The following is a 13,676-nucleotide window of genomic DNA, read 5'->3' as shown; positions in this document are numbered from 1 at the left end:
CCAAATAAAATCTATCATTTTTTTAATAGACCAAATTACACAGCAACCTCTGCTTTCTTTTTCTTCCATTTAAATGTAAATATAAATCTCGCACACGTCCCGTAGATGGCAGGAGCGAAGAATAGGAAAAAAATGAAATTAACATAAATCAACAAATAGATAATTAAAATCACTAAAAGCAAGATAAAGGAACGAAAGGGTTTCTTCACAACTAGAAAAAGACTGACCAGCACAGTGTTCTTTATTGGCAATTGCAGGTGCACTAAATTCCAAACTAAATAAGTAAAGAAAATAATGGATAGCAAAAAAGCATATATGCACACAAATTTAAGGACTGCTGCCGCAAACGAGTCAATTGTTTGTGGAAACGGCAGAATGATGAAGGTTCCGATATAGATAAATAAACCAAACATAATCGCAGACAGTCTTTTATTGTTGGCATATTTAGGGCTGATCTCTTGAAACAGCTTGCGCACAGAAGTGCCGTTTCCTTTGAATATCTCATCAATAACCGCCAGTAATGTGGATGTGGAAGAAATCAATCCGCATACAAAAAAGCCTTTTCCTGCATAAAACCAAAATAATAAACTTGCCCTGACTAAACGGTATGTAATGTCCATAAAAGAAAAAAACTTGCTGTCGATGAATCGGCTTTTATACAAGATACTCCCTCCTTATAAAAAAAGGCTGCCTGAAACCAGGCCGACCAATACAAGGTTTCCCGTATTAGGTCAAAGCATTTCCAGACAGCCTCTTTATTGTTATTTCAAGCCATATTCTTTGCGGATTTGATCTGCTACTTCCTTCAGCTGTTTCTCTGCATCCTTGCTGCCATTAAGATTGATGTTATCAATGACAGGCTGGATTTTACTTACAATTTCAGCATACTCAGGAATGTAAGGAGCGTTCATAACCGTTCTGCCTTCTGCTAAAATTGTTGACAATGCTTTCGCATTTTCAGGCGCATTTGCCATTGACTCAATTTTATCTGCATTCCTTTTTACGACAGGCACTGCTGATATTGTGTCTACCTGCAGGTCTTGACCTTTTCCAGTAGTCAAGAATTCAAGAAGCTTATATGCTTCGTCAGGATGCTTCGTCTTTGAGCCAATTCCGATTGGAAGATAAGAAGCTGCTGCTACATTTCCTGCTTTTCCTGCCGGAAGTGGAACAACATCCCATTTGAAGTTAGCGTTTTTCGATGTATCAGACCAATCCCATGGTCCCATCATTTTCATTGCTGCTTGACCAGCGAGGAACATATTGGATAAACCTTGGCTTTGAGCAGAAGTTGGCTGCACATGATATTTATTGATCAAGTCTGCCCCAAATTTAATTGCCTCAATAGATTCAGGCGAATCAACGATAACTTCCTTGCCATCCTGGCTGACAAAACCTCCGCCATTTTCAACAAGCAATTCATTTGTATAGAAGTTTTCCATACCGAACTGAACTGTTTTGCCGTTTTTCTCGACTGTCAGCTTTTGAGCTGCTGCAAGGAAATCATCCCATGTCCAGTCATCCTTAGGATATTCAAGACCAGCAGCATCAAACATATCCTTGTTGTATCCAAGCATGAAGGCAGATGCATCACGAATAAGTGCATACTGTTTTCCATCCACTTGGCCTAGTGAAAGAACATTTGGCATATACTCTTCTTCATTGATTTCTTTATCAGATAAATCCATCAACACATCTTTACCCACAAATTGACCGAATGCAGAAGGCTGAAGCCAAACTAAATCAGGCTGATCGCCGCCAGCAGACATTGTCAGGAATTTATCATTGAATTTATCATATGGTGCATAGACTTGCTTTACTTTAATTCCAGGGTTCTCTTTTTCAAATTCCTTAAAAATTTCCCCTTCCAGCTTTGTTCCTTCTGGATTATTATTCCATACGAGAATACGCAGTGTTACATCTCCTGATTCCCCGCTAGCAGACTCAGAATCTGAGCCAGAACAGCCTGCTAAAAATGCAGATAGAGCTAATACAAAAGTTAACAGTAAAGCACTTAATTTCTTTTTCTTTCTCACGTGATTTACCCCCTTAGGTAATGTTTTTGTATGGATAACGGATAAATGAGATTCATTTATCCAAGTGATACCATAGATTAGCCCTTTCCGCCTGTTGTAGCAATTCCTTGGACAAAGTACTTTTGACCAACAAAGAAAATGATAATAAGCGGTAAGATAATAAAGACGCTCGCTGCCATCATCGGTCCCCATTGAATTAAGAGAGCCCCTTTAAATTGCAGAATTCCCAGTGCAAGCGTATATTTGGAATCATCATTTAAATAGATTAATGGATTAAGAAAGTCATTCCACGTCCACATAAAGCTCAACAAAGCGACAGTAATAATAGAAGGAACTGATAACGGAACGATAATTCTCCAGAAAATACCGAAAGGACCACAGCCATCGAGATAGGCACTCTCTTCTAGCTCCTTTGGGATTGTCTTAAAAAATTGACGCAGTAAAAAGATGAAGTAAGCGCTACCAAAGAAAGATGGAACAATTAGCGGCAGGAACGTATTAACCCACCCCAGCTTAGAAAAAATCATATAGACAGGAATCATCGTTACTTGTGGCGGAAGCATCATTGTTCCAAGCAAAAGCACAAACCAGAAATTCCGTCCTTTCCCTTTTATCCTTGCAAAACCGTATGCGACGATTGTAGAAGAAACAACTGTCCCAATAACTACACATACAGTGACAATAATAGAGTTCATGTAATACTGCCCAAAGTCCACTAATGTAAATACTTCTTTATAGTTCGCTAAATCCCATTCCTTTGGCAGCAATGTCGGTGGAAATGCCATTGCTTCATTTTCCGGTTTTACAGAAGTTCCAATCAGCCACAAAAAAGGGAATAAAAAGAGAATAGAAAGTGCAATAAGTAAAAAGTAAGTAAGTGCCTTTTCCGCTTTTCTTCCTTTCTTCATGCTGCGCAGTTTCTTTGCTTTCATTGCAGCAGTCGGCTTCGCAGGTGTTATTTCCATAACTGCCCCTCACTTTCCTTATTCATCGTATTCGTAATACACCTTTTTCCCAAATACTTTAAACTGAATTAATGTGAAGATAAGAATGATAATGAATAAAATCCAGGCGAGTGCAGACGCATACCCCATCTTAAAGAACTTAAAGGCATCCTGGTATAAATAGAATACATAAAACAGAGATTTATAGTTTGGTCCGCCATTGCCGCTGCTGACAACATAGGCTTGTGTGAATATCTGAAAAGAACCAATCAGCCCCATAATCAGATTGAAGAAGATAACATTAGAAGTCATCGGGATGGTAATATTCCAGAACTTATGGAATTTACCTGCCCCATCCAGTTCGGCTGCTTCATACAGAGATGCGGGAACACTTTGAAGTCCTGCGAGATAAATAACCATACCGCCGCCAGCACCCCATAAGCTCATAATAATCAGTGTCGGCTTTACCATGCTTTCACTTAACAGCCAATTTGATGTCGGCAAATGAAAAAAGGACAGGATGCTGTTCGCAATACCGAAATCCGGCTGAAAGATTAATATCCATAGCAACGAGCTGGCAACTGTTGGCACTAAGGAAGGTAAATAAAAGATTGTCCGGAATACCCCCATAAATCTCACCTTTGTGTTCAGCAAGACAGCAAGCATGTAACCGACAACTAAACCAAGAGGAACGCCGACAATTGTATAAAAGAAGGTATTCCATAATGACTGCCAAAACAGCGGATCTTCAGTAAACAGCTTTTTATAGTTTTCTAACCCGACCCAATTCGCTGCCCCAAGTCCTGAGTAATCAGTAAAGGACATGTATAGGGAATACACCATCGGGCCAGCCGTAAAGACGAAAAAGCCGATCAGCCATGGCAAAATAAATAAGTAAAACAATAAAGTTCTCGATTTATTCATTTGCTTCACCTTCCATTTGATAAAATCACCAACTGCAATTCTTGCTTGCTAAATCACTCCCCCCCTTTTTCTTTATCTTAAAAAACGCAATACTTTAACCATCATGTAACTACTTTTTGTCAGTTATTTAACTTACAAATAAAGTTATGTAAGCCTTTTCAACTACAATTACATATTAACTTCTCAATTCAAAATTATCAATATATTTTTAAAGTATTTTACCTAAATTTTTTTAAACTTATTAAGTAATTAAATTAGTTTAGTAACCTAAAATAGTCAGTACAACCCTCGTACTTCTCCAACATGCGTATTTATACCTATAACAAAAAAGCTTTTATATATAGGAGATTATCTATACACTTAAGCCAATTTCTACAGTTAAGTTAATGATACTTTCTATAAGATTACCGATTACTTAAATTAATTCAAATACTTATTGTCTTCCATATTTATAATTGATACAATCAAACATATAATGTTGTAAGGGTTTTCATTCCAAATGGCGAGGTGCAGTGATAATGGCAATCCATGTAAATCTAGAAACGAAGGAATTTCATTTGTGTAACGACAAAATCAGCTATATTTTCAGAGTGCTAGAGAAATCCAACCAGCTTGAGCATTTGTATTATGGAAAAAGAATTCGTCACCGTGCGTCTTTTAGGCATTTAATTGAAAGGGAGATACGGCCATCCTGCAATTTATTTGAACATGATCATACTTCCTCCTTCGAGCATATTAAGCAGGAATATCCGAGCTTTGGGACAACTGACTACAGGCAGCCAGCCCATATGATCACAGATAACATCGGCAGCAAGGTAACAAACTTTTGTTATGAAAGCTATAAGCTTATCAAAGGTAAACCAGCACTTGAAAACCTCCCTGCTGTGTATACAGAGGCAGAAGCCGAAGCAGACACATTAGAAATAACTCTTTACGACAGCGTGCTTCAGGCAAGTCTCCTCCTCAGCTATACGATATTTCGTGATCGCAATGTTATTTGCAGAAGTGCGAGGTTCCATAATACATCTGGCAGTCCCTTCTTTCTCGATTCAGCGATGAGTGCATCTGTCGATTTGCCTGATGACCAATTCGAGATGATTAGTCTTGCAGGTGCATGGGCAAGAGAGGCACATATGGAAATCCGTCCTTTATCCCCCGGGATTCAATCGGTGTACAGCTCAAGAGGTGCAAGCAGTCATGCCCATAATCCCTTTGCCGCATTTAAGCGCTTCGACACGACAGAGCATACAGGGGATGTTTATGGTTTCAGCCTTTGTTACAGCGGTAATTTCCTTGCACAAGCAGAGGTTGATACATATGGAGTTTCCCGTATTATGATGGGCATTAATCCGTTCCAATTCAGCTGGAAGCTTAATCCTGGCGAAACATTCCAGACACCAGAATGTATTATGGTATATACAGATGAAGGCTTAAATGGAATGAGCCAAACATTTCATCAGTTATATCGCGAGCGTCTGGCGAGAGGTTATTGGCGGGATCGTGCCAGACCTATTCTTATTAACAATTGGGAAGCTACTTATTTTGATTTCAATGAAGAAAAGATTCTTTCTATAGCTGAAACAGCCCAAAAGTTGGGTATTGAGCTGTTTGTCCTTGATGATGGCTGGTTTGGCAACAGGAATGACGATACCTCCTCTCTTGGTGACTGGTTTGCAAATGATCAGAAGCTTCCCGGCGGTATTAAAGGATTGTCTGAGAAAATTAACCTACTGGGAATGAAATTCGGTTTATGGTTCGAACCAGAAATGGTATGTAAAGATACTAAGCTGTTTAAAGAACATCCTGACTGGATTATTGCAACACCTGGCCGCATGTCTTCACATGGGCGCAACCAATTTATTCTAGATTTCAGCAGAGATGAAGTGGTGCAGCATATTTTCAAACTCATGGATGAGATAATTGAAAATGCTGAAATTAGCTATATCAAATGGGATATGAACAGATACATGACAGAAGCCTACTCAACTAACCTGCCAATTGATCAGCAAGGAGAAGTGAGCCATCGCTACATCCTTGGTGTATACAAACTGTACGAGATGCTTCTGGCGAAATACCCAAAAATCCTGTTTGAATCTTGTGCCGGCGGAGGCGCCCGATTTGATCCCGGTTTGCTTTATTATGCACCGCAAGCTTGGGCGAGCGATAATACAGACGCTGTCGAGCGTTTAAAAATTCAGTATGGCACAAGCTTCGTCTATCCGCTCTCTTCCATTGGCAGCCATGTGTCTACTGTTCCAAACCACCAAGTTGGACGGATGACACCATTGGACACACGGGCGAATGTCGCTTACTTTGGCACATTTGGTTACGAATTGGACATAACCAAGCTTAACGATGAAGAGAAAGAAAAAGTCAAACAGCAGACTGCTTTCATGAAAGAACACAGAGACTTTATCCAAAAGGGAAATTTCCACCGTATATTATCACCGTTTGATTCCAACGAGGTATCTTGGATGGTTGTCGCAAACGATAAGAAAAAAGCAATTGTCGGCTATTATAAAATCCTCGCTAAGCCAAACGAACGTTATCACAGGCTTAAGCTGACAGGACTTGATCCTGACAAACTATATTCCATTGAAGGCAGAAACACACAGCATTATGGGGATGAGCTCATGAATGTCGGCATTCTGCTTTCCGAGGATTATACTGACCGTGCACAAGACTACTGGCAGCGGGAGAAGCCTAGCGACTTTGCTTCCTGCTTGTTTATCTTGACTGAAGCTTAAAATAAACAACTCGATTTTTAGGAGGACATCACATGACGAATTATATGGTTTTCGACGTTGGAGGCAGTATGATTAAATTCGCTGTTATGAAGGACGATGGCGAATTTATCGAAAAAGGCGAACTGCCAGTTTCCGACTCAGATTTCAGCCTGTTCCAGGAAACAATCATTGAGACAGTGCTGGAGAACAAGGTAAAGCATCAAGTTGCAGGGATTGCCTTCAGCTGTCCAGGTGGAGTCGAAAGCGATACAGGCATTATCGGCGGTTCCAGCGCACTTCCCTGTATTCACGGACCTAATTTTAAAACCATTTTCAGTGAGGCGACAGGACTTCCTGTTGAGCTGGAAAATGATGCGAATTGCGCTGCATTAGGAGAAGTCTGGAAGGGTGCGGCAAAGGAAAACGAAAATGTGCTGTTTACAATCATTGGCACAGGGATAGGCGGAGCGATTATTAAAAACCGCCGCATTCATAAAGGCGCCAATCTCCATGGCGGAGAAATAGGCTATATGGTGCTGCAAGTAGTAAAGGAAGACGGAAAAACAGCCTTCCAAACATGGAGCCAGCTAGCTGCCACAGGCGCTTTAGTTAAAAATGTCGCCAAACGCAAAGGCATGAAGCCAAGTGAACTGAATGGAAAATTAATCTTCGAGAAAGCTGCAGAAGGGGATGAGATTTGCCTAGAAGAAATTGATGAATTTTATCTCCGCTTGGCGCAAGGTATTTATAATATCCAGTATGTGTACGATCCAGAAAAGATTATCCTCGGCGGAGCCATCAGCAATAGAGATGATTTGATTGTGCAAATCTACAAAAAAATCGATCTTCTGCTCGAATCTGTGCAGGCTGCAAAAATTAGACCAATCATTGAGTCCTGCCAATTTAAAAATGATGCTAACCTGCTTGGAGCACTATATCACTATTTGCAATGCCAAGCACCTGAATCGGTGGAAGCATAACAAAAAGAGGGGGTTTATAAGCGATAGCTTACAGACTCCCCTCTTTTTGTTTACTTAAGGCTTTTCACTGAATTGCGATGAATAATCTTGCCATTAATTAAGGTTCTGCCGTATTTTTCATTAGGATTATGAAGCTTTTCCATTATTATTTTTACAGCAGCCTTTGACATTTCTTTAATATTTACCTCAACCGTTGTGAGCAGCGGCTCCGTTAAAGCAGCGTAAATCGAATTATCAAAGCCGACAACTGAGCAGTCATCCGGTACTTGATAGCCGTTTTTTTGCAGGTTGTTAATCAGATTATAGGCAATCTCATCATTATTGCATACAAACGCTGTCGGCATGTCATCAGGAAAGCTTATATCAATATATCTGCCTCGCTCATCACGATCATTAATAATATAATCCTGCCTCAATTCAATTCGATGCTCTAACAGCGACTTGTAGTAGCCTAGAAATCTGTCTTGTATGCTGCTAGTCGCATATATGTTGCCGACATAGGCAATTTTTTTGTGGCCGTTTTCCACAAGGTAATTCGTTAATTCAAAACCGCCGAAGAAATTGTCTGTCAGCACAGAATCAATTTCGTTTTGATCTGTGTAAAAGTCTAAAAAGATTACAGGACTGTCAATCTTCTGTATCTCTTTCACATAATCGTTGCCGATCTGCCCAAGAATAATGAAGCCGTCGACCTTTTTCTCACTGTAGATTCGCGGCAATACTAGCTGGTCCTCATCCTCCTGACCCAAAATATAAAGGATGCCAGAGTAATGATAGCCATCAAGGATTCTTGTCAACATTTGATAAAATTGCAGATAGAATGATTGTGTCTTCCCTGTGAAGCGCTCTGGAATGACAATACCTAAATTGTAAGACAGCCCATCCTTGATTGACTTTGCATGTGTATTAAAACGGTAGCCCATCTCATCTGCCAATTGCTTTATTTTCTCTTTTAATTCTTCACTGACCCCATCTTTATCATTTAGCGCTTTGGAGACAGTCACACTGCTGACACCTAATTTATTGGCGATGTCACGCATCGTAACATTGCTTCTCACAAAAATTCCTCCGATATAAAATAGTTCTAACAACATAATACATTCATGGAAATACTATACTATAAGATTCGCATTTTCTACATCCAAAAGCAAATCATGCAGACTACATATCCGCAAAAAAGGCATGTACTTTGTCTCCTAATGTCCTTATATACTCATGGCCATACTCAAAATAGATCAGCATCTTCTTATCTGATTGAATTTTATTGTAGGCTGCAAATTGCGTAGAAGGCGGACAAATCTCATCCTCCATCCCTGTTGCCCACAATACATCCGCCTTGATTCTGTCAGCAAGATGCTGGATATCTATATACCCTAATTTTTCGAATACCGCTTCCTCCCGCTCATGATTAGGATCAATAAATTTGAAGTAATAATGAATTTCTTCATAAGCAGAACTCGCTATATCAAGCTCCCATGCCCTTTTAAAGTCGGAAAGAAACGGGTAGACAGCAGCTGTTTTCCTGATTCGAGGCTCAAGACTTGAACAAGCAACCGCCAGGGCTCCGCCTTGTGAGGCACCGTAAGCGCCCACTCTTGATTCATCAACCTTCTCCATCGCAAACAAAATTCTAGCTGCCTGAACCGTATCTAAATAAACATTGCGGTAATACAGTTTGGCTGTATCCTCTTCATCTATCCCTCTGATGATATGCCCTTTTAATGTTGTGCCCTTTACTTGAAGAGTATCTTCAGAAAGCCCGCCTTGTCCGCGGCAATCCATCGCCAGAATCGTATATCCTTCAGCAGCATAGCCGATTTTATCAATCCAGTCACCGCTGTTCACATGATAGCCATGAAACCAAAGCAAACCAGGACCTTTCTCTGTTTGCCCTTTTGGTCGGACAAGCTGGCAATGCACTTTCGCACCATTGATACCTGTAAAGTATAAATGATAACATTCTGCCACCCTGCTTTCGAATGCAGCTGGGATTAACTCGTATTCTAACGAGTGCTCATTTAATTCTTGCAGGCCTAAGTTCCAATAAGCATCAAAATCAGCTGGCTTTGGATTTATTCCTTTGTATTGATTCAGTGCATCCAAGGGCATATCGAATTTCATCAGGCATTCCTCCATTTTATTTTCACGATTTTATGTATGCGTTATCATTTTGTTTAACTTAAACGATAACTTAATTATAAAACGTTATGAAGTTAACCGTCAATAGAGAGAAAGTTTCCTAGAATGCAAAATAAAAAAGTGATTTCTATGTGAAATCACTTCTGACTGCCGACAAACCTAGTGTTTTTAAGTTATTTTTATTTTAAAGCGGTTGAGAGTTCTCCGAAGTCTACGCTCGCTTTCCGCGGATAAGCACCGCTTCTCGGCAAACTTTCTGCTTCAAGTGGCCTTTTTTACTTCATTGTGCATTCTATTATTTTTTCCCTTTAATTCGCTCTAAAATATCATTACCAAATAATATAGCTAGAATAAAACTACAAACATATAACTCAATATTTTTAGGCAAAAATTTCAATACCCATATAGACATCATAATAGTAGATATGGTTAGAAGATTAATTTTTTCCTCTTGTTTCAATTTTTTTAAATTTGTCACCAATACAATATAGCCAATTGGTGGCGTAAGAATGCAAATGCAATATAGAAATTTTTTTCTTAAATACCAAGGAGATTTTTCCACCATGCAAATCCTTCCAATAAACTATATTTTATTAAAAATTAAATGGGAATAACCATCGTTAACGTTTTTGCAATTTCCGTTTGCCACCCAATTAGGCATACTAGATACAATGTATTGATTCCACGGTATGCCTTATTTTCAATAGTATCAGTAACTCCTATAAAATTATTTGTTACTTTAATTAGAAGAAATACTTTAATAGCTTTTTTCCATTTCCTTATTGACTCTTTCATATCAAATAGTTTCTTTCTCTCACTACCCAAATCCTTTGCGTTCACAAAAAGGTCATAATGTTTCGTAAGCTTGATTTCACAAATAAGTCATATTAATTTAGACCAAGGCTGAATATAAATTAATCACTTTAACATGTTATATTTTAATACCGGTCAATAAGATTAAAAGAACTACCATTTATGACATAATACACCTGTTTGAATTTTAGGCTTAAAGCTAAAAAGCCCCAGTCGAATGTTTAATTTGACTGGGGCTTTTCTACTATACGAGGTGATTTCTATACGAAACCACTTTTTTCAACCATATTAGAAGCCGTTATTTTCTGCGACTGTTTTAAACCATTGTCCACTCTTTTTAATTGTGCGTTCTCCGTCTTTTTCAAGATTAACAGACACAAAGCCATATCTGTTCTTGTAAGCATTTGTCCAAGACCAGTTATCCATGAATGTCCATAGATGATATCCTTTTACGTTAGAACCTTCCTCGATTGCTTGATGAACCCATTTAAGATGGCCTGAAATGAATTCAATCCGGTAATCATCCTGAATGATTCCATTAGGATCACGGAACTTTTCTTCTCCTTCAACACCCATCCCATTTTCTGAGATAAAGCATTCAATATTGCCGTAGTTATCTTTCAAATTAATAAGAATATCATATATTCCTTTTTCATAGATTTCCCAGCCGCGGTGAGGATTCATTTTTCTGCCCGGCATCACATAGTTATCAAAATAGCGATCTGGCATAAATGGAGCTTCTGGATTTGGAAGATGCTCTTTTGCTTTCACTCGTCTTGGCTGGTAGTAATTGACACCAAGCAAGTCGACTGTATTGTTGCGGATGATTTCCAAATCTCCATCCTCTATTTCAGGCATAAAGCCTTCCTCTTTAAGAATATCAACAAGCTCCTGCGGGAATTCCCCTTTCACAGACGGATCAAGAAACGATCTGTTAAAGAAGGCATCAGCAAGCACAGAGGCTTTTACATCTGCCGGATTTTGGCTGCGCGGATATGATGGTGTTAAGTTTAGAACGATACCAATTTTTCCATCTTGTCCTTGTTTTTTATAGGCTTGAATTGCTTTTGCACTTGCAAGTATTGTATGATAGCCGACTTGGACAGCCTTCTTAAAGTCTACTTCATTTGGATAGTGGAAGTCATACAAATAACCGCCTTCTACTGGAACGATTGGTTCATTATGAGTAAACCATTTTTTCACACGGTCCCCAAACAGCTCGAAGCAAGTGCCAGTATAAGCTACATATGCATCAACCACTTCTCTGTTTGCCCAACCTCCGATTTTCTGCAGTTCCATTGGCATATCGAAGTGAAACAAGCCGACAAATGGCTCTACGCCATTTTCAATGAATTCATTAATAACATTATTGTAGAATTCAACTGCTTTCGGGTTTATTTCTCCTTTACCCTCTGGGAAAAGCCTTGACCAAGAAATAGACATGCGGAAGGAGTTATGGCCAATTTCCTTCATTAGTTTAATATCTTCCTTATACTTTACATAAAATTGTGATGTATCTGATGGCCCAACTCCATCAAAAAAACGTTCTGGCTGTTGTTCGTACCAGTAATCCCATATATTTTGTCCTTTTCCGTCAACATTAGCTGCTCCCTCTGTTTGTGTTGCAGATGCAGCAGATCCCCACCAAAAATTATCTGGAAAACGATATTTCACTTCATTATTTACAGTCATTGCGTAATTCCCCTTTCAAAAACCTATCTAAGATGTATTGCTTATAGGAAAAAGCAGGAATACTGCGCTTTGCTGCCGCTAAAGCCAATACTCTGCTTCCTCCCTTCTACAATTGAGTTATATTAAGATGCTTTATTCATTTCTTCTTCTTCCTTCTTCACATTGACACGGTCAATGACTTTCAGGAATGGGAACCAGATTGCAAATACAATCGCCATATTGACAAGCTGCATCAGTCCTCCTGCAAGGGAGTTAGTAGCCATGATGCCGTTGATGAAGAATGGCACAGTCCATGGCACGGTAACGCCAGTAGGCGGCGGAACAATTCCAGTTGACATTGCAAAATAGGTTACTAATGTAACAATCATTGGCGAAATAATCCAAGGCACTACAATCAATGGGTTCATAACTATTGGCAAACCGAAGATAATCGGTTCATTTACGTTGAAAATACCAGGTCCAAGTCCAAGTTTTGCTACTTGCTTCATCTGCTTGCTCTTCATGAATACAAGGATTGCAAATACTACTGCAAGTGTCATACCTGTACCACCCATGCCGACTGTATAAATCTCCATGAACGGTTTTGAAATGATATGAGGGATTTCTTGTCCGCTCGTATATGCAGTCAAGTTTTCCACTTGAAGTGTGTTCCAAATTGGATCCATTACAGAGTTGATGATAATTTGACCATGAAGACCAAAGAACCATAGAATCTGAATGAAGAATACGGCAATAAGTGTCGGAATGATGCCGCTGCCCAAGCCTACAAGCGGTGCTTGAATTGCTTTATAAATAACATCATGCAGATTTGTATCGAAAGCTGCTGTTACAATAACATTCACAAGCAAGAAGAAAGTCAATGTAAGAACGGCAGGAATCAATGCTGCAAACGATTTTGCCACTGCTGGCGGTACACCAGGAGGCATCTTAATAGTGATATTCTTTTGCACGATTGTACGATAAATTTCACCGGCAATAAATGCTGTAATCATACCAAGGAACATGCCCTTCGCACCGAGGCGATCGACAGGAATAACCCCGGAAATAGCATCACCTGTCTCAGGCTGAACGACGAATGGCGTTAATAATAAGAAAGAAACAAGTGCGATTGCACCGCCAAACACAGCCTCCACATTATAGCTTTTGGACAGGTAATAACCGATACCAAACACGACGAACACAGACATGATGCCCATTGTTGCAGAGTTGGCAATTCCAAATAATGATTGGAAGGTTGCAATAGAATCAGCACTCATGAATTTTTTCAAGAATGGCAGGTTTGTCAGTACGACAAAAATGGACCCGAAAATTGTCAACGGAAATGACAGCATAAATGCGTCACGCAGAACAGTTAAATAACGGTTGTTATTTAATTTCCCTGCTATTGGCACCAAATATTTGCTTAATTTTTCAAACACAGGA

Annotated in this window: 12 protein-coding genes; 2 read left to right on the top strand and 10 right to left on the bottom strand. The window is 39.4% G+C overall.

All coding sequences use genetic code 11. The features are described from left to right. Window positions 1–35: 35 nt before the first annotated feature. The 4 genes from ACLIJJ_RS19590 to ACLIJJ_RS19575 form a co-directional block, all read right to left on the bottom strand. Entirely contained in the window at window positions 36–662 is a 627-nt protein-coding gene (locus ACLIJJ_RS19590) for a hypothetical protein (protein ID WP_411411498.1), read from the bottom strand. A gap of 99 nt (window positions 663–761) precedes the next feature. Next, on the bottom strand, window positions 762–2,036 hold the full coding sequence (locus ACLIJJ_RS19585) for an ABC transporter substrate-binding protein (RefSeq protein ID WP_233316560.1): 1,275 nt from the start codon (window positions 2,034–2,036) through the stop codon (window positions 762–764). Window positions 2,037–2,113: 77 nt separating this feature from the next. After that, window positions 2,114–3,001, bottom strand: a complete 888-nt coding sequence (locus tag ACLIJJ_RS19580; RefSeq protein WP_233316561.1) for a carbohydrate ABC transporter permease — start codon at window positions 2,999–3,001, stop codon at window positions 2,114–2,116. A gap of 18 nt (window positions 3,002–3,019) precedes the next feature. Next, entirely contained in the window at window positions 3,020–3,904 is an 885-nt protein-coding gene (locus tag ACLIJJ_RS19575; protein WP_233316562.1) for a carbohydrate ABC transporter permease, read from the bottom strand. Window positions 3,905–4,422: 518 nt separating this feature from the next. Between ACLIJJ_RS19575 and ACLIJJ_RS19570 the strand changes: the two genes are divergently transcribed. After that, window positions 4,423–6,651: an alpha-galactosidase gene (locus ACLIJJ_RS19570; protein ID WP_233316563.1), complete on the top strand. Its 2,229-nt coding sequence runs from the start codon at window positions 4,423–4,425 to the stop codon at window positions 6,649–6,651. Window positions 6,652–6,683: 32 nt separating this feature from the next. Then, window positions 6,684–7,610 carry an ROK family protein gene (locus ACLIJJ_RS19565; protein WP_411411497.1) on the top strand — a complete coding sequence of 309 codons (927 nt, stop codon included), beginning with the start codon at window positions 6,684–6,686 and terminating at the stop codon, window positions 7,608–7,610. A gap of 50 nt (window positions 7,611–7,660) precedes the next feature. Here ACLIJJ_RS19565 and ACLIJJ_RS19560 read toward each other — a convergent pair whose 3' ends face one another. The 6 genes from ACLIJJ_RS19560 to celB form a co-directional block, all read right to left on the bottom strand. Next, window positions 7,661–8,668: a LacI family DNA-binding transcriptional regulator gene (locus tag ACLIJJ_RS19560; RefSeq protein WP_233316565.1), complete on the bottom strand. Its 1,008-nt coding sequence runs from the start codon at window positions 8,666–8,668 to the stop codon at window positions 7,661–7,663. Between the two features lie 103 nt (window positions 8,669–8,771). Further along, entirely contained in the window at window positions 8,772–9,731 is a 960-nt protein-coding gene (locus ACLIJJ_RS19555; RefSeq protein ID WP_233316566.1) for an acetylxylan esterase, read from the bottom strand. Window positions 9,732–10,044: 313 nt separating this feature from the next. Next, window positions 10,045–10,314, bottom strand: a complete 270-nt coding sequence (locus tag ACLIJJ_RS19550; protein WP_251644727.1) for a hypothetical protein — start codon at window positions 10,312–10,314, stop codon at window positions 10,045–10,047. 35 nt (window positions 10,315–10,349) lie between these two features. Next, the gene (locus ACLIJJ_RS19545) at window positions 10,350–10,544 is read right to left on the bottom strand and encodes a hypothetical protein (RefSeq protein WP_411411496.1); all 195 of its coding nucleotides are present in this window, start codon (window positions 10,542–10,544) and stop codon (window positions 10,350–10,352) included. Between the two features lie 306 nt (window positions 10,545–10,850). Next, window positions 10,851–12,254 carry a glycoside hydrolase family 1 protein gene (locus ACLIJJ_RS19540; RefSeq protein ID WP_233316568.1) on the bottom strand — a complete coding sequence of 468 codons (1,404 nt, stop codon included), beginning with the start codon at window positions 12,252–12,254 and terminating at the stop codon, window positions 10,851–10,853. A 122-nt stretch (window positions 12,255–12,376) separates the two neighbouring features. Further along, the gene (gene celB / locus ACLIJJ_RS19535) at window positions 12,377–13,672 is read right to left on the bottom strand and encodes a PTS cellobiose transporter subunit IIC (RefSeq protein WP_233316569.1); all 1,296 of its coding nucleotides are present in this window, start codon (window positions 13,670–13,672) and stop codon (window positions 12,377–12,379) included. Window positions 13,673–13,676: the final 4 nt, after the last annotated feature.

The organism is Niallia laureatilytica, from assembly GCF_046613985.1.
GTDB lineage: Bacteria > Bacillota > Bacilli > Bacillales > Cytobacillaceae > Niallia.
Note: the sequence above shows the minus strand (reverse complement) of the source record. Positions and strands in the feature narration are given on the sequence as shown.

Coding starts and splice junctions, on each gene's coding strand:
- ACLIJJ_RS19580 (WP_233316561.1), bottom strand. CDS start 3,001: ATGGAAATAACACCTGCGAAGCCGACTGCTGCAATGAAAGCAAAGAAA.
- ACLIJJ_RS19575 (WP_233316562.1), bottom strand. CDS start 3,904: ATGAATAAATCGAGAACTTTATTGTTTTACTTATTTATTTTGCCATGG.
- ACLIJJ_RS19570 (WP_233316563.1), top strand. CDS start 4,423: ATGGCAATCCATGTAAATCTAGAAACGAAGGAATTTCATTTGTGTAAC.
- ACLIJJ_RS19565 (WP_411411497.1), top strand. CDS start 6,684: ATGACGAATTATATGGTTTTCGACGTTGGAGGCAGTATGATTAAATTC.
- ACLIJJ_RS19555 (WP_233316566.1), bottom strand. CDS start 9,731: ATGAAATTCGATATGCCCTTGGATGCACTGAATCAATACAAAGGAATA.
- ACLIJJ_RS19550 (WP_251644727.1), bottom strand. CDS start 10,314: ATGGTGGAAAAATCTCCTTGGTATTTAAGAAAAAAATTTCTATATTGC.
- ACLIJJ_RS19545 (WP_411411496.1), bottom strand. CDS start 10,544: ATGAAAGAGTCAATAAGGAAATGGAAAAAAGCTATTAAAGTATTTCTT.
- ACLIJJ_RS19540 (WP_233316568.1), bottom strand. CDS start 12,254: ATGACTGTAAATAATGAAGTGAAATATCGTTTTCCAGATAATTTTTGG.